The organism is Caulobacter sp. (assembly GCF_965279145.1).
In the GTDB taxonomy this organism is placed as follows: domain Bacteria; phylum Pseudomonadota; class Alphaproteobacteria; order Caulobacterales; family Caulobacteraceae; genus Caulobacter.
Map to the genome: position 1 here is coordinate 1,604,036 of NZ_OZ257139.1, position 18,884 is coordinate 1,622,919.

18 protein-coding genes are annotated in these 18,884 nt (G+C 67.0%); 9 read left to right on the forward strand and 9 right to left on the reverse strand.

Annotated elements, in window-relative coordinates; genetic code table 11:
- Window positions 1–46: 46 nt before the first annotated feature.
- Window positions 47–619, reverse strand: coding sequence for an ATP-dependent protease subunit HslV (hslV, locus tag ACQY9P_RS07525; protein WP_421739870.1), 573 nt, complete (start codon window positions 617–619; stop codon window positions 47–49).
- A gap of 31 nt (window positions 620–650) precedes the next feature.
- On the opposite strand from hslV, the gene ACQY9P_RS07530 reads away from it, so the two are divergent.
- From ACQY9P_RS07530 to ACQY9P_RS07540, 3 genes are all read left to right on the forward strand, one after another.
- Window positions 651–1,403 carry a HesA/MoeB/ThiF family protein gene (locus ACQY9P_RS07530; RefSeq protein WP_421739869.1) on the forward strand — a complete coding sequence of 251 codons (753 nt, stop codon included), beginning with the start codon at window positions 651–653 and terminating at the stop codon, window positions 1,401–1,403.
- Window positions 1,404–1,500: 97 nt separating this feature from the next.
- Entirely contained in the window at window positions 1,501–3,012 is a 1,512-nt protein-coding gene (locus ACQY9P_RS07535; RefSeq protein ID WP_421739868.1) for an acetyl-CoA hydrolase/transferase family protein, read from the forward strand.
- A 78-nt stretch (window positions 3,013–3,090) separates the two neighbouring features.
- The gene (locus ACQY9P_RS07540) at window positions 3,091–4,071 is read left to right on the forward strand and encodes an alpha/beta fold hydrolase (protein ID WP_421739867.1); all 981 of its coding nucleotides are present in this window, start codon (window positions 3,091–3,093) and stop codon (window positions 4,069–4,071) included.
- Here ACQY9P_RS07540 and ACQY9P_RS07545 read toward each other — a convergent pair.
- From ACQY9P_RS07545 to ACQY9P_RS07555, 3 genes are all read right to left on the reverse strand, one after another.
- Window positions 4,061–6,064 carry an alpha/beta hydrolase family protein gene (locus ACQY9P_RS07545; RefSeq protein ID WP_421739866.1) on the reverse strand — a complete coding sequence of 668 codons (2,004 nt, stop codon included), beginning with the start codon at window positions 6,062–6,064 and terminating at the stop codon, window positions 4,061–4,063. The genes ACQY9P_RS07540 and ACQY9P_RS07545 overlap by 11 nt on opposite strands.
- A gap of 48 nt (window positions 6,065–6,112) precedes the next feature.
- The gene (locus ACQY9P_RS07550) at window positions 6,113–8,098 is read right to left on the reverse strand and encodes an alpha/beta hydrolase family protein (RefSeq protein WP_421739865.1); all 1,986 of its coding nucleotides are present in this window, start codon (window positions 8,096–8,098) and stop codon (window positions 6,113–6,115) included.
- 141 nt (window positions 8,099–8,239) lie between these two features.
- Window positions 8,240–9,226 carry a 2-hydroxyacid dehydrogenase gene (locus ACQY9P_RS07555; RefSeq protein ID WP_421739864.1) on the reverse strand — a complete coding sequence of 329 codons (987 nt, stop codon included), beginning with the start codon at window positions 9,224–9,226 and terminating at the stop codon, window positions 8,240–8,242.
- 72 nt (window positions 9,227–9,298) lie between these two features.
- On the opposite strand from ACQY9P_RS07555, the gene ACQY9P_RS07560 reads away from it, so the two are divergent.
- The 4 genes from ACQY9P_RS07560 to ACQY9P_RS07575 all read left to right on the forward strand — a co-directional run bounded on the left by ACQY9P_RS07560 (window position 9,299) and on the right by ACQY9P_RS07575 (window position 12,659).
- Window positions 9,299–9,823, forward strand: a complete 525-nt coding sequence (locus tag ACQY9P_RS07560; protein WP_421739863.1) for an SH3 domain-containing protein — start codon at window positions 9,299–9,301, stop codon at window positions 9,821–9,823.
- Window positions 9,824–9,918: 95 nt separating this feature from the next.
- Complete coding sequence (gene fabA / locus ACQY9P_RS07565; protein ID WP_421739862.1) at window positions 9,919–10,434, forward strand: 3-hydroxyacyl-[acyl-carrier-protein] dehydratase FabA; 516 nt, start codon at window positions 9,919–9,921, stop codon at window positions 10,432–10,434.
- A gap of 70 nt (window positions 10,435–10,504) precedes the next feature.
- Entirely contained in the window at window positions 10,505–11,722 is a 1,218-nt protein-coding gene (gene fabB, locus ACQY9P_RS07570; protein WP_421739861.1) for a beta-ketoacyl-ACP synthase I, read from the forward strand.
- Window positions 11,723–11,843: 121 nt separating this feature from the next.
- A complete protein-coding gene (locus tag ACQY9P_RS07575; RefSeq protein WP_421739860.1) occupies window positions 11,844–12,659 on the forward strand; it encodes an enoyl-ACP reductase FabI in 816 nt (271 codons plus the stop codon).
- A 19-nt stretch (window positions 12,660–12,678) separates the two neighbouring features.
- On the opposite strand, the gene ACQY9P_RS07580 is transcribed toward ACQY9P_RS07575, so the two are convergent.
- Genes ACQY9P_RS07580 through ACQY9P_RS07590 form a run of 3 tightly spaced genes read right to left on the reverse strand, consistent with a single transcriptional unit; the run spans window position 12,679 to window position 15,992 of the window.
- Complete coding sequence (locus tag ACQY9P_RS07580; protein ID WP_421739859.1) at window positions 12,679–13,287, reverse strand: TetR/AcrR family transcriptional regulator; 609 nt, start codon at window positions 13,285–13,287, stop codon at window positions 12,679–12,681.
- Entirely contained in the window at window positions 13,287–14,879 is a 1,593-nt protein-coding gene (locus tag ACQY9P_RS07585; protein ID WP_421739858.1) for a DHA2 family efflux MFS transporter permease subunit, read from the reverse strand. The genes ACQY9P_RS07580 and ACQY9P_RS07585 overlap by 1 nt, the downstream gene beginning before the upstream one ends.
- Before the next feature lie 9 nt (window positions 14,880–14,888).
- On the reverse strand, window positions 14,889–15,992 hold the full coding sequence (locus ACQY9P_RS07590; RefSeq protein WP_421739857.1) for an HlyD family secretion protein: 1,104 nt from the start codon (window positions 15,990–15,992) through the stop codon (window positions 14,889–14,891).
- A gap of 339 nt (window positions 15,993–16,331) precedes the next feature.
- On the opposite strand from ACQY9P_RS07590, the gene ACQY9P_RS07595 reads away from it, so the two are divergent.
- Window positions 16,332–16,463: a hypothetical protein gene (locus ACQY9P_RS07595; RefSeq protein ID WP_421739856.1), complete on the forward strand. Its 132-nt coding sequence runs from the start codon at window positions 16,332–16,334 to the stop codon at window positions 16,461–16,463.
- Here the strand turns inward: ACQY9P_RS07595 and dut are convergent.
- Entirely contained in the window at window positions 16,460–16,921 is a 462-nt protein-coding gene (dut, locus tag ACQY9P_RS07600) for a dUTP diphosphatase (RefSeq protein ID WP_421739855.1), read from the reverse strand. The genes ACQY9P_RS07595 and dut overlap by 4 nt on opposite strands.
- A gap of 63 nt (window positions 16,922–16,984) precedes the next feature.
- Window positions 16,985–18,181: a bifunctional phosphopantothenoylcysteine decarboxylase/phosphopantothenate--cysteine ligase CoaBC gene (gene coaBC / locus ACQY9P_RS07605; protein WP_421739854.1), complete on the reverse strand. Its 1,197-nt coding sequence runs from the start codon at window positions 18,179–18,181 to the stop codon at window positions 16,985–16,987.
- Between the two features lie 140 nt (window positions 18,182–18,321).
- Here coaBC and ACQY9P_RS07610 point away from each other — a divergent pair, with 140 nt between their 5' ends.
- Entirely contained in the window at window positions 18,322–18,882 is a 561-nt protein-coding gene (locus ACQY9P_RS07610) for a hypothetical protein (RefSeq protein WP_421739853.1), read from the forward strand.
- The last annotated feature ends 2 nt before the right edge of the window (window positions 18,883–18,884 follow it).

Genomic DNA, 18,884 nt, shown 5'->3' on the forward strand with positions numbered 1-18,884 from the left:
CAGCTAAGCGCGGTACGGCCGGTCTGACCCGTGAATTCCGCGTAAACTAAAGCGCTTCCACGGTCAGATTGCCATTGGTGTAGACGCAGATCTCGGCGGCGATGGCCATCGCCTTGCGGGCGATGTCCTCGGCGGAGAGATCCTGGTCGATCAGGGCCTTGGCCGCCGCCAGCGCATAGTTTCCGCCCGAGCCGATGGCCGCGACCGAGCCGCCGCCGGCGCTTTCGCCCGGTTCCAGCACGTCGCCCACGCCGGTGACGGTGTAGATCGAGCCCGCGTCGGCCACCAGCAGCATGGCTTCCAGCCGCCGCAGGTAGCGGTCGGTGCGCCAGTCCTTGGCCAGGTCCACGCAGGCCCGGGCCAGCTGGTCGGGATACTGCTCCAGCTTGGCTTCAAGGCGTTCGATCAGGGTGAAGGCGTCGGCCGTGGCGCCGGCGAACCCGGCCACCACCTTGCCTCCGGCCAGGCGGCGCACCTTGCGGGCGTTGCCCTTGACGACGGTTGGGCCCATGGAGACCTGTCCGTCTCCGGCGATCACGGTCTGTCCGTTCTTGCGCACCGCCAAGATGGTCGTGCCGTGCCAGTCAGGGAAGGAATTGCTGTTTTGCATGGCTCGCATGTGGCGAGGCGGAGCATGGAGATCAAGCGCGATGAGCTTTTCGGACGGCGAGGTCGAGCGTTATGCCCGCCATCTGGTGCTGCGCGAGGTCGGCGGAGCGGGGCAGCAGCGGCTGAAGGCGGCGCGGGTTCTGCTGGTCGGCGCGGGCGGGCTTGGGGCTCCTGCGGCCCTCTACCTGGCGGCGGCGGGGGTTGGAACCCTGGGCCTTGCCGATCCCGACACCGTTTCCCTGTCGAACCTGCAGCGGCAGGTGCTTTATCAGACCACCGATGTTGGCCGGCCCAAGGTCGAGGTCGCCGCCGAACGGCTGGTCGCCATCAATCCGTACGTCGCGGTCGAAACCCACCCGGTATGGCTGGATGGCGCCAATGCGCGCGACCTCGTTGCGCGGTATGACCTCGTCCTGGACGGCACCGACGACTTTTCCACCCGCTTCGCCGTCAGCGACGCCTGTCTGGCCGAGAGCAAGACCCTGGTCAGCGGGGCGCTGGGCCGCTGGACCGGTCAGGTCGGCGTGTTTCAGGGCAGGCCCTGCTATCGCTGCCTCGTGCCGGAGGTTCCGCCGGATGCGGAAACCTGCGCCCTGGTCGGGGTTGTCGGCGCCCTGGCCGGCGTGGTGGGCTCCATGATGGCGCTTGAAGCGGTCAAGCTGATCACGGGCGCGGGCGAGGCTCTGTTGGGTCGGCTCCTGATCTATGACGCCCTGTCGGCCGAGACCCGCACCGTGCGCATCGGCGCCGATCCGGCCTGCCCCGCCTGTGGGCCCAGGGCTTCTGTCGTCTGATTGCGGCGATTACGGAGGCGAAGTCTGGCTTCCCTTGCGCTAAGGGATCGGCGCCGGGTCCCCGGGGGTCGGGGGCAGCGGAGCCGGGGGTGTGCCTATGCGTCAGCCAATCCAATGTGAAGCCCTGAAGTCCAAGGTGACGAGCGCCGAGGAGGCCGCGGCGCTGATCGCGCCCGGCAGCACCGTCGGCATGAGCGGCTTTACCGGATCGGGCTATCCCAAGGCCGTGCCCCTGGCCCTGGCGGCGCGGATCGATGCCGAGCACGCGGCGGGCAATCCCTTCAAGCTGCGCGTCTGGACCGGCGCCTCGACGGGGCCGGAGCTGGACGGCGCCCTGGCCCGCAGCAACGGCGTCGAGTTCCGCCTGCCCTACAATTCCGATCCGATCGCCCGCGAGAAGATCAATCGCGGCGAGATGGAATATTTCGACATGCACCTCAGCCAGGTTGCGCCGATGGCGTGGCAGGGCTTCCTGGGTCCGCTGGACACGGCGGTGATCGAGGTCTCGGGCATCCGGCCCGACGGCGGCCTGATCCCCTCGTCGTCAGTGGGCAACAACAAGACCTGGCTGGACCGGGCCAGCAAGGTGATCCTCGAGGTCAATCGCTGGCAGAACCCGGCGCTGGAGGGGATGCACGACATCTACTACGGCACGGCCCTGCCGCCGCATCGCCTGCCGATCCCGCTGGTGCGGCCCGACGACCGGATCGGCGAGGCCTATTTCCGCTGCGACCCGGCCAAGATCGTCGCCATCGTCGAGACCGAGGCGCCCGACCGCAACCTGCCCTTCGCGGCTCCGGACGAGAAGGCTCACGCCATCGCCGGACATCTGCTGGAATTCTTCGCCCATGAGGTGGCCAAGGGCCGTCTGCCGGCCTCGCTACTGCCGCTGCAATCGGGGGTGGGCAACATCGCCAACGCGGTGCTGACAGGCCTGGTCGATGGTCCGTTCCAGGACATGACCGCCTATACCGAGGTGATCCAGGACGGGATGCTGGACCTGCTGGACGCCGGCAAGCTGCGTATGGCCTCGGCGACGGCCTTTTCGCTGAGCCCCGAGGCCGCCGCCCGGGTCAACGCCGACATGGGCCGCTATCGCGACCGGATGATCCTGCGGCCCCAGGAGATCAGCAACCATCCCGAGCTGATCCGCCGCCTGGGCTGCATCGCCATGAACGGCCTGATCGAGGCCGATATCTATGGCGCCGTCAATTCCACCCACGTGATGGGCTCGCGGATCCAGAACGGTATCGGCGGCTCGGGCGATTTCGCCCGCAACGCCTATGTGTCGATCTTCATGACCCCCTCCACGGCCAAGGGCGGCAAGATCTCGGCGATCGTGCCCCAGGCCTCGCACGTGGATCACATCAACCAGGACGTCCAGGTGCTGGTCACCGAACAGGGCCTGGCCGACCTGCGCGGTCTGTCGCCCAAGCAGAGGGCCGAGCTGATCATCGAAAACTGCGCCCATCCCGACTATCGCCCGGCCCTGAGAGACTATTACCGCCGGGCGCGGGCCGGGTCCTATGGCCAGCAGTCACCGTCCCTGCCGGGCGAGGCCCTGTCCTGGCACCAGCGCTTCATGGATACCGGCACGATGCGGGCCTGACACCGGGGAAGCTTGACGGCTGATCCATCTGGGCCTCCTCTCATCCCATAAAAACAAGGGTTTGCAGGGGGAGGGCGTATGAAGACGCTGGTTCGCGGTCTCGCGATCGCCATGGGCTTGATCGTTGTTCTGGGCGCTGTCGGGTGGTTGGCCCTGCAGCGCCATGACATTCCCTACGAAACCCTGGAAGCCAAGTACGACAGTCCGGCCTCCCGCTACATGGACCTGCCGGGCGGCGTGCGTGTCCATTATCGTGACGAAGGGCGGCGCGACGGTCCCGCCCTGGTGCTTGTGCACGGCTATTCGGCCTCGCTTCACGCCTGGGAGCCCTGGGTGCGGTCGCTGTCCGGCGACTACCGCGTCATCACGCTGGACCTGCCGGGCCATGGCCTGACCCGGACGGACCGAGGCTATGCCGCTGGTCGGGATGGCTATGAGGCGGTGGTCGATCAGGTCACCGCGCGTCTGGGTGTCCAGCGGTTCACCCTGGGCGGCAATTCCATGGGCGGCGGCGTGGCCTGGCGCTATGCGATCGATCATCCGGAGCGGATTGACGCTCTGGTGCTGGTCGACGCCGCCGGCTGGCCCTCGGTCAGCAAGGACCGACCGCTGATCTTCAAGATCCTGAAATACCCGCTGGGCCGGGCCGTGCTCAAGAACATCGACACCCGCCCGCTGGTCCGGCAGGGCTTGCAGGCGGGCTATCTGGAGCCGCGCCTGGTGACGCCTGAACTCGTCGATCGCTATGTCGACCTGGCGCGCGCGCCGGGCCACCGCGACATCCTGCTGAGCCTGCAGACCGGCACGAACCGCGTCGCCACGCCCGAGCTGCTGTCGACGATCAAGGCTCCGACGCTGGTGATGTTCGGCCAGCAGGACAAGGTGATCCCCGCCGCCGACGGTCAACGCTTCGCGGCGGCCATACCGGGCTCGACCCTGATCCTCTATCCGGGCGTCGGCCACGTGCCGATGGAACAGATCCCCGACCGTTCCGCCCGGGATCTGAAGGCGTGGCTCCGGGCCAAGGTCTATCCGGCCCCGGCTCCGCCTAAGCCTTGAAGGCCTTGGCGATGTGGTCGACGCTGCGCGTGTAGACGAGCCGCCATTCGTCCTCCTGCAGGTCGCGGTGGCCGATCCCCTTCATCTCGACCAGTTCGACCGACTTGCCGGCGTCGCGAAGGGCCTTGGCCATGATCCGTGACTGCTTGGGACCGACAATGACATCCTCGGTTCCATGGATGAGCAGCACCGGCGCGTTGATCTTGTCGGCGTGTAGCGCCGGCGAGGCCGCCTCCATCATGGCGCGATCCTGGGCTGGATCGCCGATGGTCTCCAGCCAGTAGAAATAGCTGGGAGAGTCGGGGCCGTCCTGGCTCTTGGTGAAGGCGATGCTCTCGACGAGATCGGCGTCGCCGGCCAGGGCGACCACGGCCTTGTAGAGATCGGGACGGCGGACCGCGCCCATCAGCGCCGCATAGCCGCCATAGCTTCCGCCGCAGATGGCGATCCTGCCGGCGTCGACGCGCCCCGTGGCGACCAGCTGGGCCACGGCGTCCTCGACATCCTCCTGCATGCGGTCGCCCCAGCGCTTGCGCCCGGCGTCCGCGAAGGCCTTGCCATAGCCGCCCGAGCCCCGGAAATTGGGCTGCAGCACCATCCAGCCCTGGGCGGCCATCACCTGGGCGAAGGTGTCGAAATCGTAGGTGTCGCGCAGTTCCGGCCCGCCGTGCGGCATGACCACGAGCGGACGCGGACCCGCCGCCAGCGGCGTGGTCAGATAGGCGGTGATCGTCGCGCCATCGCGAGTCTTCACCGTCATGATCTCCATCGCCGCCAGCCGTTCCGGAACCAGGTCCGGCATCCGCTCGCCTATGCCGTCGAAACGCTTGGCGACCTTGTCATAGAAGAAGATCGAGCCGGGATCGCGCGGGCCGGAAACCCAGGCCAGGAAGCGGTTTCCGTCGTCGCTCATGTCGAAGATCTTGATGTTGCAGGTGTCGCCCAGATACTTGTTCAACCCCTTGAAATGCGCCGCCATCTTGGGGTCGGCGAACTGATAGGTCAGCCGGTCCTCGACGAACGACGCGGCCAGGAACTGGCCCTTGCGGGTGTGCAGCGCGGCCTCGACATCCTGATCGGGGCGACTGGCCAGCACGTCGCCGACCTTCAGGGTCGCCAGGTCGAACTTGCGCAAGGCGATCGTGCCGCCAACCCCCTCGCGGGTGGCCACCATCATCACCCCCGGCTCGGCCGTCGCACCCAGGAACTGGAAGTCCTGCTTGTTGAGCTCGTCGCTGCGAAGCTTGCGATAGAAGGTCCAGTCGGCCGCGCCCGGCGCCCGGATGAAGATCGACAGCACCGTGCGGCGGTCGTTGGCGTCATAGCGGACGACAGGCGCGCCGGCCTGGGTCAGCCAGGTCCAGGTCTTCAGCGTGCCCCGTTCGATTGTCTCGACATCGCCGGAATAGACGTCGACCTTGTAGAGGCAATAGATGCCGATATCGGCGTTCCAGGCCTTCATCAGGATATGGCGGGGATCATCCGGCAGCAGGTCGACGACCGAACCCAGATCGAACACCGCCCGCAGCTTGCCGGTGCCGTCGTCGAACAGGATGACGCTGTTCCTGCCGTCCACGTCGATTGCGAGGATCCGCCGCGCATAGACCGGCTTGTCATCATTGTGGTCCTGCAACCGCGTTCCGGTGGACGCCCGGGCCGGCTTGGTCTTGATCACCAGGGTGATCAGCAGCCGGGTCTCGTTGGCCCAGGCGACATTTTCGACCTTGCGATCCCCCAGAGGCAGAACAGCCAGCGTCCTGTCCGGGGCGTCGGCGGCGATCAGCGTGACATAGGCGTCGTCCTTGTCGCCGCGCTTGCGCGTCGAGGCGACGGCGATCTTGCTTCCCCCCGGCGACAGCGCCGCGTCACGGTCGCGCGGCGTCTGCAGGAAGTCCTCGATCGTATGCGGTCCCAGGGCCGCCCGCGCCAGCGGGGCCTGAAGCAGAAGCGGAGCGACCACCGCCCCCGCGATGGTCTGACGACGCGAGATCATGAACTTACAGTCCCTGCTGCTGGCTTACGGGCTCGAAGCCTCGCCTTGTCAGGCGAAGCCCTTGCCGATGTGAGCGACGGATTTTTCCAAGATCATTGTCCAGTTGGCGTCTGACCAGTCGCGGTGGCCGACGCCCTTCATCTCGACCAGTTCGCAGGTCTTGCCCGCGCCTTTCAGCGCCTTGGCCATGATCCGCGACTGCTTGGGCGTCACGATGGTGTCCTCCGTGCCGTGGATTAGCAGGACCGGCGCCTTGATCTCGGCCGCGCGGAGGGCCGGCGAGGCCGCTGCGAGGGCCGCCTTGTCCGTCTTGGGATCGCCCATGGTCTTGACCCAGTAGTCGTAGGCCTGCGAATCCGCGCCATCCTCCTGGCGGGAGAAGGCCAGGCTCTCCAGCAGGTCCGCGTCGCCGGCGATCGACACCACCGCCTTGTAGAGGTCCGGCTTGCGCACCGCGCCCATCAGAGCGGCATAGCCGCCATAGCTGGCGCCGCAGATGGCGATCCGGGCGGGGTCGGCCAGGCCCAAGCCGATCACATGGGCGACGCAGTCCTCGACATCGTCCTGCATCAGGTCGCCCCAGTGCCGGCGTCCGGCCTCGGCAAAGGCCCGGCCATAGCCGCCCGAGCCTCGGAAGTTTGGCTGCAGGACCAGCCAGCCCTGGGCGGCGAAGGTCTGGGCGAACAGGTCGAAGTCCAGGGCGTCGCGCGCCTCTGGTCCGCCGTGCGGCAGGACGACCATGGGTCTGGGGCCCTTGGTCGGCGTGATCGGCGTCGACAGATAGGCGGTGACGCCCTTGCCATCGCGCGTCTTGATCGCCAGCGCCTTCATGGGCGCCAGTCGGTCGGAACTCAGCCAGGGGCGCCGCTCTCCGAGCAGTTCGACGTTCTTGTGCTCCAGGTCATAGAGCCAATAGGCGCCAGGATGCCGTGGCCCCGTGACATAGAAGATGAAGCGCTTGTGATCGCGGCTCACATCGAAGGGCCGAACATTGCACTCATGGTCAAAATAGGCGTTCACCGCCTTGTAGTGCGCGGCCAGTTTTGGATCGAAGAACCGGTGATTGGCGCGGTCATCGCTGGTCGAGACACTGAGCGCGTTATAACCCTCGTCGATGAAGACGCCCTTGATCTGCCTTTGAGCATCCTGCGCCACCACATCGCCGACCTTCATGTCGCGGGTGTCGAAGCGACGGATCGTAGGCATGTCGGCGCCCTCGTCGAGCCCGAGCATCAGGACCACCCCTGGCTCCGGCGTCGGCGCGACGAAATCCAGTTCCGACAGCTGCTCCAGCTCGTTCTTGCGCACCTTGCGGTACAGCTTCCACTCGGCCTCACCCGGCGCCCGCACATAGATCGTGATCACCGTGCCGCGCGGATTGGAATCGTACCGGATCACCGGAACGCCGTTCTGCGTGAACCAGCCCGTGGTGGCCTGACGACCCTTTTCGACCAGGGTCGCTTCGCCCGTATAGACATCCACCCGATAGAGGGCCTCGACCTCGGCCTGGGTGTCCCACAGCTGCATCAGGATGAGCCGCGGCTCATCATGCATGAGGTCGACCACGTTGCTCAGATTGAACTGACGCCTGAGCACCCCTCTCTGGTTGGCGAACAGGATCACATCGTTCTTGCCGTCCGCGCCGATCGACAGGATGCGGCGCACGGGGATCGGTACGAAGGTGTCGTAGATGTTGAGACCACTGGCGCGCCCTTTGGCGTCCTTGTCGAACCTCAGCCAGACCAGCAGCCGATCCTCGTTGGCCCACTCGACCTGCTCCACGTCGAGGTCGCCCAGCACCACCGGCTTGGCGGTCTCGCCAGCGCTGGTCTCGTAGAACAGAATCTGCGCGAAAGATTTCTTGTCGAAGGTCTTTCGGATCAGGATCGCCGCACGCGTTCCATCCGGCGACAGGGCGCTATCCAGAACCTCGGCGTCTCTCAGAAGCTCTTCGACCGTCGGGGGAACGACCGACGGCTTGGCGGACGCGGCTTGCTCGGCGAAGGCGGGATCGAGAGCAAACGGAGTGGTCATGGCGGCGGCCATGACCAGACGTCGAGTTAGCAAGAGCGGCCCCCCGGTCGCGAAAGCGATTACAAGCCCGACCGGTGGTCAAGCTCGCCCACTTTCACCGGCTTCGCGCCTCATTGCAACCAGGCATGGCGGCGGGCTGCCCTACAACATAGACGGAATGACGCGGTCCGGCGGACGGTGGCCGTCCATGAAGGTCTTCACGTTGACGATCACCTTCTCGCCCATGTCGATCCGGCCCTCGACCGTGGCCGAGCCCATGTGGGGCAGCAGCACGACATTGGGCAGCTTCAGGAGCTTGGGGTTGATCGCCGGCTCGTGCTCGTAGACGTCCAGGCCCGCGCCGGCCAGCTCGCCGCGCGCCAGCATGTTGGCCAGGGCGCCTTCGTCGATCACCTCGCCGCGGGCGGTGTTGACCAGGATGGCGTGCGGCCGCAGCAGCTTCAGGCGACGGGCCGACAGCAGGTGATAGGTGGCCGGGGTGTGCGGGCAGTTGACCGAGACGAAGTCGACCCGGGCCAGCATCTGGTCAAGGCTTTCCCAGTAGGTGCAGCCCAGTTCCTCGGCGATGCGCGGGCTGACCGGCTTGCGGTTGTGATAGTGCACCTGCATGCCGAAGGCCTTGGCGCGGCGCGCCACGGCCTGGCCGATGCGGCCCATGCCGATGATGCCCAGACGCTTGCCCCACAGGCGGCGGCCCAGCATCCAGGTCGGCGACCAGCCGTGGAAGCCGCCGCTCTTGACCACTTCGGCGCCTTCGACGACGCGGCGCGAGGCGGCCATGATCAGGGTCATGGTCAGGTCGGCCGTATCTTCGGTCAGCACGCCGGGCGTGTTGGTGACGATGATGCCCCGCGCATTGGCCGTGGCGACGTCGATATTGTCGACCCCGGCCCCGAAATTGGCGATGAGCTTGAGCCGATCGCCGGATCGCGACAGAAGACGCGAGTCGATCCGGTCGGTGATCGTCGGCACGAGCACGTCGGCCCGGCTCATGGCGTCAACCAGTTCATCCGCCGTCAACGGTTTGTCGGTGACGTTGAGTTCGGTGTCGAACAGCTCGCACATCCGCGTCTCCACCGGATCGGGGAGTTTGCGGGTGACGACGACTTTGAGCTTGCGGGCTGCCATGGGCGGTTGAAAAGCTCTCTCTGACGGGCGTTTGAAAACCTGTAGCAAAGGGGCCCGATGGGGCCAAGCAACATGCCGTCGAATTGTAAACATCGTTCGCTAGGCAGCCTGGCCGCCCTGATGCTCGCGGGGACCGCTTCCAGCGCGGGCGCCGCCGATCCGCCGCGCCTCACGCCGTCGGGTCTGGACGTGCCCCGCTACGTCTCGCTGAAGTACGAAACGATCAACGCCCGCAATGGTCCCGACGAGGCTCACCGCCTGCTTTGGGTCTATCACGCCAAGGGGTTGCCGGTTCAGGTGGTGGCCGAGACGCGCGAATGGCGGCGGATCTGCGATCCCGAGGGGGGGCTGGCGTGGGTCCACAAGCGCACCACCGACGGCCGCCGCACGGCCATGCGGGTGCAACCCAAGCCTCTGGCGCTGCTGGCCAGTCCCAAGCCGGGGTCGAAGGTCAACGCCTGGCTGCGCGGCCGGTCCACCGCCAATCTCGACAAGTGCGAAAAGGGCTGGTGCCGCCTGAAGGCCGACGGCGCGCACGGCTGGGCCCCCGAGACCGAAATCTGGGGCGCGTCATCGCAGGTGCAGTGCAAGTCCTGACGACCGATTTCCACCCTCGCGGAGCATCGAACGTTCACGAGCGTTACCGAAAGTAACATTGAGGCGCGGCCCACCGTCGTGCTAGGGCGTGGCGCATGCAACAAAGTTCATACACTTTCGACGAACTTCTGGCCTGCGGCCGGGGCGAAATGTTTGGCCCCGGCAACGCCCAGCTGCCCGTGCCGCCGATGCTGATGTTCGACCGCATCGTCCGGATCGAATCCGAGGGCGGCAAGTACGGCAAGGGCTATGTCGAGGCCGAGTTCGACATCAATCCCGACCTCTGGTTCTTCGCCTGCCACTTCATCGGCGACCCGGTGATGCCCGGTTGCCTGGGCCTGGACGCCATGTGGCAGCTGGTCGGCTTCTTCCTGGGCTGGTCGGGCGCGCCCGGCCGCGGCCGCGCCCTGGGCGTCGGCGAGGTGAAGTTCACCGGTCAGGTCACTCAAGACGTCAAAAAGGTCGTCTACAAGATCGACCTGAAGCGGGTGATCATGCGTAAGCTGGTCATGGGTATCGCCGACGGCGTTCTGGAAGCCGACGGCAAGCCCATCTATGAGACCAAGGACCTGAAGGTCGGTTTGTTCACCGCCGAGCAGATGGCGTCCTGATCCGAACGTAGGGTCGGCCCTCAGAGAGCCGATCCCATCGGGTCTGGGGGAGAGAAAGAGGGAAGAGTTCATGCGTCGCGTCGTCGTCACCGGACTGGGGATCGTCTCGTCCATCGGCAACAACGCCAATGAGGTGCTCGCCTCACTGCGTGAAGCCAAATCCGGCGTGGTCGCCGCGCCCGAATATGCGGAGCTCAATTTCCGCTGCCAGGTGCACGCCACGGTCAAGCTCGACTCGTGGGAAGCCCTGGTCGACCGCCGCGCGGCGCGCTTCCTGGCGCCCGGCACGGCCTACGCCCACATCGCCATGGAACAGGCCATCGCCGACTCCGGGCTGGAAGAGGGTGACATTTCCAATGAGCGCACCGGCCTGATCGTCGGTTCGGGCGGTCCGTCCACCCGGGTGATCGTCGAAGCCGCCGCCACGACCAAGGAAAAGGGTCCCAAGCGCATCGGTCCGTTCGCGGTGCCCAAGGCCATGAGCTCGGGCCCGTCGGCGGTGCTGTCGACCTGGTTCAAGATCCGCGGCATCAACTATTCGATCAGCTCGGCCTGCGCGACCAGCGCCCACTGCATCGGCGCGGGCGCCGAGCAGATCCAGATGGGCAAGCAGGACATCGTCTTCGCCGGCGGCTGCGAGGAGCTGGACTGGACCCTGTCCAACCTGTTCGACGCCATGGGCGCCATGAGCAGCAACTTCAACGACACGCCGGCCGTGGCCAGCCGCGCCTATGACAAGGATCGTGACGGCTTCGTGATCGCCGGCGGGGCCGGCATCGTGGTGCTGGAAGAATACGAGCACGCCAAGGCGCGCGGCGCGAAGATCTATGGCGAAGTGGTGGGCTACGCCGCCAATTCCGATGGATTCGACATGGTCGCGCCCTCGGGCGAGGGCGCGGCCCGCTGCATGAAGCTGGCCATGGCCCAGGCCGGCGGCCGGACCATCGACTACCTGAACCCGCATGGCACCTCGACGCCGGTCGGCGACAGCAAGGAAATGGGCGCGGTCCGTGACGTCTTTGGCGACAAGGCGCCGCTGATCTCCTCGACCAAGTCGCTGACCGGCCACAGCCTGGGCGCGGCCGGGGCGCAGGAGGCGATCTATTCGATCCTGATGCTCAACAATGATTTCGCCGCCAAGAGCGCCAATATCGAAAACCTCGACCCCGAGTTCGCCGACCTGCCCATCCTGCTGGAGCGTTCCGACAAGCCGCTGACCACCGTGATGTCCAACAGCTTCGGCTTTGGCGGCACCAATGGCGCGCTGATCATCAGCAAGGCCGACTGATCCCGCGCCGCTGGAGGGTTCCAGCGGCGCGCCGACCCTGATAGCTAACCTCCCAAACATGTCGTGTGACGGCGGCTGACAGAGCCTGCGCGTCATGTCCCAGAACACGGAGCGCCGACCCATGGCCGACGATTACGCATTCCCCAAGGGCGAGCTGATGCGGGGCAAGAAGGGCCTCGTCATGGGCGTGGCCAATCACAACTCCATCGCCTGGGGCATCGCCTCGCAACTGGCCGCCCAGGGCGCCGAGATGATCTTCACCTATCAGGGCGAAGCGCTGGAGCGCCGCGTGCGGCCGCTGGCCGAGAGCATCGGCGTCACCACCCTGGTGCCGGCCGACGTCACCGACGACGCCTCGATGGACGCGGCCTTCGCGGCGATTGAAGAGAAGTTCGGCACGATCGACTTCGTCGTCCACTCGGTGGCCTTCGCCAACAAGGACGAACTGAAGGGCTCGTTCGTCGACAACACCACCCGCGAGGGTTTCCTGTTGGCCATGAACATCTCGGCCTTCAGCTTCGTCGACGTCGCCAAGCGCGCCGCCAAGATCATGCCCAACGGCGGGTCGCTGATCACCATGACCTACCTGGGGTCGGAGCGGACCATCCCCAACTACAACACCATGGGCGTGGCCAAGGCCGCCCTGGAAGCGGCGACGCGCTACATCGCCCGCGACCTGGGTCCCAAGGGCATCCGCTGCAACGCCATCTCGGCCGGCGCCATGCGCACCCTGGCCCTGGCGGGCATCTCGGGCGGTCGGGGCATGATCGCCCAGGGCCGCGCGTTCAGCGCCATGAAGGAAGACACCTCGATGGAAGGCGTCGCTGGCGCCGCCCTGTGGCTGGTCTCGGATCTGGGCCGCTCGACCACCGGCGAAGTCGTCCATGTCGACGCCGGCTTCCACATGATGGGCATGCCCGACGAAGCCGAAGCCTAGAGACTAAAGGGCCTGCGCGCTAAGGCGCGTAGGCCCGCATGAAGCGTTCGGCGGCCTCGCCCGCGAGGCTGTCGAACTCGGCCTGCGTCTTGTCCGACGGCAGGCGCAGCAGCGACCGCAGCTGGCTATGGCCCATGACCATGCCCGAGAAGAACTCGGCGGCCTGGTCGAAATTCTCGACCTTCAGCCGGCCCAGGCGCGTTTCGGTCTTCAGGAAAGCAGCCAGCTGCCGGCGCGCGTGGCGGGGCCCGGCCTCGAACACCTCGTGGGCGACATCGGGCATCTCGCCCGCGCCCTGGATGATCACCCGCATCAACGAATAGCTCTTGGTGGTGATCACCGTTTCCAGCACCGAGCGCGCATAGGCTTCCAGCGCCTCGCGCGGATGCTCGGCGGCGCTGGGATCGCGCAGGGGCGCGGTGATCTGGGCGACGCGCCGCGCCATCAGCGCCTTCACCAGCTCGGCCTTGGAGCCATAGTGGTTATAGACGGTCTGCTTGGAGACGCCGGCCCGCCGGGCGATGGCCTCCATCGGCGCCGAAAGGCCGCGCTCGCCGATCACCTCGATGGCGGCGTCGAGGATGGCCTCGGTCTTGGCGACGTCGATCTGTCCTGGAATCCTGGGCATCAGTGCGCATCCGAGGGCGGTGGCGGGGCGTTCTTCGCGGGCTTGGCCAGCAATGAGACGCCCGCGGCGACGAAGCAGCCGATGGCCAGCAGGGTGAAGCTGTCGCCAAACGCCATCACCGTCGCCTGCTGCTGCAGGAAGCCGGAAAAGGCCTTGCGGGCCGCGCCGTCGGGATCGGAGACGCCCAGCTGCGCCATCCGCGCGGCCAGGCCGGTCATCATGCCCTGGGCCTCGACGCTGCCCGCCGTCACGCTGGACGACAGGGAATTGTAGTAGAGCGCCGTCTGCTGGGTGATGCTGGTGGCGAGCATGGCCAGGCCCATGGCGCCGCCGGTATTGCGCGAGAGGTTCACGAGGCCGGAGGCGTTCTTGATCATGTGCGGCGGCAAGGTGCTCATCGTGATCTGCTGGGTGGCGATCATCGCGATCATGACGCCCACGCCACGACAAGCCTGAACGCCCGCGAACTCCCAGAAACCCCAGTCCTTGGTCACACCGTGGGCCATGTACATGCCCCATCCGGCCAAAAGGAAGCCGATGAACATCGGCACGCGCGGGTCCACCTTGCGCACCAGCCGTCCCGCCAGGGGACCCGTGGCGAACATCGACAGGCCGGAGATGACCATGGTGGTGCCGACCTCCGACGCCGAATAGTGGCGCACCCGGCCCAGGAACTGCGGCAGCAGGAATGTGCCGCCAAACAGGCTGGCCCCCGACACGGCGGTCATGGCCACGCCGATCGAGAAGTTTCGGTTGGCGAAGGCCCGCAGCTCGACGATCGGGTTTCTGTAGGTCAGGGACCGCCAGACGAAGACCACGCCGGTCACGGCGGCCAGCACCGCCAGGCCAAGGATGAGATCATCCTGGAACCAGCTGTTCTTGGCGCCTTCCTCCAGCACGAACTGCAGGCTCATCAGGAAGGTGGCCATCACGCCCAGGCCAAACCAGTCGAAGCCCTGGCTCAGGCTTGGATCGCCCTTGTCGAATTCGCCCCAGCGGGCCACGCCGAACAGGACGACCAGGCCGGTGGGCACGTTGATGAAAAACAGCCAGCGCCAGCTGAGCCACTCTGTAAGGTGCCCCCCCAGCGTCGGCCCTACCGTGGGGGCCAGGGTGACGATCAGGCCCATGATGACGCTGGCGGTGATCCGCCGCTCGGGCGGGAAGGCGGTGAAGGCCACGGCGAACACCGTCGGGATCATCGCCCCGCCGATGAAGCCCTGCAGGGCCCGCGTGATGATCATCATGTCGATCGACGAGGACAGCCCCGTCAGCACGCTCATGACGATGAAGCCGGTGCACGAGGCCAGATAGACCCTCTGGGTGCCCCACAGGCGCGAGAGATATCCCGACAACGGGATCATCACGACCTCTGGGATCAGGTAGGCGGTCTGGATCCAGCTGACCTGATCGGCGCTGGCGCCGACCCCGGCCTGGATCTGCGGCAGCGAGGCCGCCACGATCTGGATGTCGAGGATGGCCATGAACTGGCCGATGACCATGGCGCCGAAGCCGAGGAACAGCTTGGTCCAGTCGGACGGGCTCAGGACCTTGGCGGCGACGGCCGGAGCGGGGAGTGTGGCGTCGGTCATGGCCCGCGCCTAGCGCGCCGCCCCTTCGCGGGCCACGAGGGGCGAGGCCTGACCCGCCTCGGCGAAGGACGGGCCCGAACGATCGCGGACGTCGACCTTGACCTCGACCGACAGGCCCGGACGCAGGGCGGCGCCGTACTTGGAACGATCGACGGCGATCTTGACCGGCAGGCGCTGGGTGATCTTGGTAAAGTTGCCCACCGCGTTCTCCACGGGGATCAGGGCGAACTCCTGACCTGTGGCGGGGGCGAAGCTGTCGACCTTGCCGTGGATGGCTTCCTTGCCGAAGGCGTCGGCCTTGATCTCGACGGGTTGGCCGACCCGCAGGCGCGAGACCTGGGTCTCCTTGAAATTGGCGACCACATAGCTCTGGCCCAGGGGCACCACCTGCATCAGCGTGGACCCGGGCTGGACCAGCTGTCCGGGGCGCACCGAGCGGGCGCCGACGACGCCGGCGACCGGGGCGCGGATGATGGTGCGGTCCAGGTCAAGCTTGGCCTGCTCCACGGCCGCGTGGGCGGCTGCGGCCTGGGCGATGGTCTGGGCCTTGGCCGAGCCCAGGGATTGGGCCGAGCGGCGCTCGGCCTCGAGCGCGGCCTGGGCGCTGGTGACGGCGGCGGCCGATTGGGTGGCGCCGGCGCGGGTGGTCTGGACCTTCTGCTGCGACACCCAGCCCTGGTGGGCCAGGCTGTCATAGCGGTCGAGATCGGCCTTGGCGCGGCTGGCGTCGGCCTGGGCGCTGGAGACGCCGGCGGCCTTCTGGGCGATCAGGGCCTGTTCCAGCGAGGCCTTGTCATCCACGGCGCGGACGGCCGCGTCCAGAGCCTGGGCGTTGGCGATCGCCTGGTCGAGGCGGGCCTGGAAGGTGGCCGGATCGATGCGGGCCAGAACCTGGCCGGGCTCGACCCGCTGGTTGTCTGCCACCAGCACCTCGACGATGCTGCCGGAAATCTGCGGGCTGACCTGCACGGTGTCGGCCTGCACGAAGGCGTTGTCCGTCGTTTCGAAGTGTTGCTTGTCGATGAACCAAAGGGTCCCACCGATCACGATCGCCCCCAGGGCGACGCCGCCGACGATCATCGGAACAAGTTTCTTGTTTTGTGGCGCCGCCATGACCCAACCCTGAATAACCCAACGTAACCGATGCGCCCGATAGAAGGGTCTGACGCGTTCCGCAAGTGTTAAATGGACGCGGTAGTCCAAAAATCAACAGAGTCGGCGGAAAGAGTTTCAGCCGTCCATCCCGGCGTCGACCCGATCGAGACCGGAACGGTCTGGCGCGGCGGGATCGCCTCTCACGCGAAGGTGTGACACCCGGTCGCAATTCGCCTTGCGTCAGAATCGATAGAGATTAAAAGCCGTCCCCCATCGCAACCAAGCGACCGGGGAGCGCGTATCCCCATGCGGCGATGGTCCACCGCCCCAGTTACGCCCGCGCCAAAGGATGCGCCGATGAACGTTCAACCGCCGCTCGGCCAATCGCCCCTGGGCATGTTCCGGCCCGTGCTCTGGCTGGCCGCCGCCGCCTTCGCGACGGGTTTCGGCGGTTACCTGATCCTGGGCCTGCACGCCATCAACGGCTAGCCCTGGACGCCTGTCGATCCAAAGCCGCCGGTTCCGCGTTCGGTGGCGTCGAGATCGTCGACCTCGACCAGCGCCCATTGCGGCGCCGCGGCGATGATCCCCTGGGCGATGCGGTCGCCCCGGCGGATAGTGAAGTCTTCCTCGCCCAGATTGATCAGCAGCACGCAGACCTGACCGCGATAGTCGCTGTCGATCGTGCCCGGCGCGTTGGTCACCGTGACGCCGTTCTTGAACGCCAGGCCAGAGCGCGGGCGCACCTGCATTTCATAGCCCTCGGGAATCGCCACCGAAAAGCCGGTGGGCGCCATGCAGCGTGCGCCGGGCTTGAGCACGATGGGCTCGTCTTCCGGCACATGGGCGCGCAGATCGAAACCCGCGGCGCCGGCCGTGGCGTAGGTCGGAACTGGCAGGTCGGCATTGCCGTCCCAGCGCTTGAAGCGGATCGTTTGAGCGGTCATGCGGACGTTCCTGATGGTCGAGCCCGGGGGCTGTAGCTGATTTGGCCCAACGGAGACCAGAATTTAGGCTAGGGCCCCGGCGATGCGGAGGGCGATGGCGCGAGCCACCTCGTCCTTGGGCGCGCGATCCCAGCGCTCGGTCCCGTCGCGGGTCACCAGCAGCACCGCGTTCTCGTCGCCGCCCATCACGCCAGGTTCGGTGACGTCATTGGCGATGATCCAGTCGCAGCCCTTGCGCGACAGCTTGGCGCGCGCGTGCATCTCGACATCGTTGGTCTCGGCCGCGAAGCCCACCACCAGCCTGGGACGGTTTGGTCCGGTCGCCGAGACGGTGGCCAGGATGTCGGGGTTCTCGACGAAGGTCAGGGCCGGCGGCCCGCCCTTTTCCTTCTTCAGTTTGGTCCCGAACGCCTCGTCCACGCGCCAGTCGGCGACGGCGGCGACGAAGACGCCGACATCGGCGGGCAGCGCCGCCTGGCTGGCGGCCAGCATCTGGCGGGCGGTCTCGACATCCACGCGCCTGACGCCCGGAGGCGTCGGCAGGAACACCGGGCCAGCGATCAGGGTGACCTCGGCGCCCAGGCGCGCCAGGGCCTCGGCGATGGCGAAGCCCTGGCGGCCGCTGGAGCGGTTGGTGATGCCGCGCACCGGGTCGATCGGCTCGAAGGTCGGCCCGGCCGTGACCAGGGCCCGCTTGCCCGCCAGCGGCCGGCCGGTCGAGCCCTCCAGACGATCCATGATCGCCGCGAAGATCACCTCCGGTTCCGCCAGGCGGCCGGGGCCGAACTCGCCGCAGGCCATGGCGCCCTCGTCGGGACCGACGAACGCGACGCCGTCGGCCTTCAGCGTGGCGATATTGCGCTGGGTGGCCCGGTGCAGCCACATCCGCACGTTCATGGCCGGGGCCATCAGCACCGGCTTGTCGGTGGCCAGCAGGGTGGTCGAGGCCAGGTCGCCGGCCAGGCCATGGGCGGCCTTGGCGATCAGGTCGGCTGTCGCCGGGGCCACGACGACCAGGTCGGCCGAACGCGACAGCTGGATGTGGCCCATCTCGGCCTCGTCCGTCAGCGAGAACAACTCGTCATAGACCTTGTCCTCGGCCAGCGAGCCCAGCGACAGGGGCGTGACGAACTCGGCCCCGGCCCTGGTGAGGATCGGCCGCACGCCCACGCCCGCCTTGCGCAGCAGGCGCGTCAGCTCCAGCGCCTTGTAGGCCGCGATGCCGCCGCCAACGATCAGAAGAACCCGCTTTTCGCTCACGCCGGTCGGTCTCCACTCGGTTCGCAGCCCTTATGACCCAACCGCGACGATCCGACAAAGGACAAGCGTGTGACGGACTCGACTCTCGTTCCGCTTTCGTTCATTAATCGGCCAGGTTGAATGAATGGGGCAAACAGGTCATGGGGTTGAACAGATTTTCCACCGTCGCCACGTCGCTTCTGGCCGCGGGCGCTCTTCTTCTCACGGGCTGTGACGGCGGCGCATCCGCCGTGAAGGCCCCCAAGGCTGGAGAGCGCGCCGCCTCTGTCGACAGCGCCGATCCTCCGGCGTCGTCATCCTCGGAGGCTCGCCGAAGCGATCCGCGCGACGCGCCGGTGCGTCTGGTGGCGGGAAAGCCGTTCTGGGCCGCCAACCGCACCCGCACCGCCGAGGAGAACGCGCAGCGCGGTTTCGAGCGCAACGGTGAAGCCTTCGGCGCCGCGACGGTCGATGACTATGTCGCCGCGGCCCACAAATTCGTCAGCGATCCGCCGAAAGGCTCGGAAACGCTGAAACGCGCCAATGGCGACACGCTGATCTACGATCCCAAGGGCAATGTCTTCGCGGTGGTGTCCAAGGACGGCGCGCCGCGAGCGCTGTTCAAGCCGGATGACGGCGAGAGCTACTGGGAGGTGCAGAAGACCCGCGAGAGCCGAAGGGCGACGGCCGCGCGGGAGCGGGAGCAGACGACCAGCGGCTAGGG

Bases quoted from the DNA above. Each gene is read 5' to 3' on its own strand.
- ACQY9P_RS07550 (WP_421739865.1), bottom strand. From the start codon at position 8,098: ATGACCACTCCGTTTGCTCTCGATCCCGCCTTCGCCGAGCAAGCCGCG.
- hslV (WP_421739870.1), bottom strand. From the start codon at position 619: ATGCGAGCCATGCAAAACAGCAATTCCTTCCCTGACTGGCACGGCACG.
- dut (WP_421739855.1), bottom strand. From the start codon at position 16,921: ATGACCGCTCAAACGATCCGCTTCAAGCGCTGGGACGGCAATGCCGAC.
- ACQY9P_RS07555 (WP_421739864.1), bottom strand. From the start codon at position 9,226: ATGGCAGCCCGCAAGCTCAAAGTCGTCGTCACCCGCAAACTCCCCGAT.
- ACQY9P_RS07535 (WP_421739868.1), top strand. From the start codon at position 1,501: ATGCGTCAGCCAATCCAATGTGAAGCCCTGAAGTCCAAGGTGACGAGC.
- ACQY9P_RS07585 (WP_421739858.1), bottom strand. From the start codon at position 14,879: ATGACCGACGCCACACTCCCCGCTCCGGCCGTCGCCGCCAAGGTCCTG.
- ACQY9P_RS07575 (WP_421739860.1), top strand. From the start codon at position 11,844: ATGGCCGACGATTACGCATTCCCCAAGGGCGAGCTGATGCGGGGCAAG.
- ACQY9P_RS07590 (WP_421739857.1), bottom strand. From the start codon at position 15,992: ATGGCGGCGCCACAAAACAAGAAACTTGTTCCGATGATCGTCGGCGGC.
- ACQY9P_RS07530 (WP_421739869.1), top strand. From the start codon at position 651: ATGAGCTTTTCGGACGGCGAGGTCGAGCGTTATGCCCGCCATCTGGTG.
- ACQY9P_RS07560 (WP_421739863.1), top strand. From the start codon at position 9,299: ATGCCGTCGAATTGTAAACATCGTTCGCTAGGCAGCCTGGCCGCCCTG.
- fabB (WP_421739861.1), top strand. From the start codon at position 10,505: ATGCGTCGCGTCGTCGTCACCGGACTGGGGATCGTCTCGTCCATCGGC.
- fabA (WP_421739862.1), top strand. From the start codon at position 9,919: ATGCAACAAAGTTCATACACTTTCGACGAACTTCTGGCCTGCGGCCGG.
- ACQY9P_RS07545 (WP_421739866.1), bottom strand. From the start codon at position 6,064: ATGATCTCGCGTCGTCAGACCATCGCGGGGGCGGTGGTCGCTCCGCTT.
- ACQY9P_RS07540 (WP_421739867.1), top strand. From the start codon at position 3,091: ATGAAGACGCTGGTTCGCGGTCTCGCGATCGCCATGGGCTTGATCGTT.
- ACQY9P_RS07580 (WP_421739859.1), bottom strand. From the start codon at position 13,287: ATGCCCAGGATTCCAGGACAGATCGACGTCGCCAAGACCGAGGCCATC.
- ACQY9P_RS07610 (WP_421739853.1), top strand. From the start codon at position 18,322: ATGGGGTTGAACAGATTTTCCACCGTCGCCACGTCGCTTCTGGCCGCG.
- ACQY9P_RS07595 (WP_421739856.1), top strand. From the start codon at position 16,332: ATGAACGTTCAACCGCCGCTCGGCCAATCGCCCCTGGGCATGTTCCGG.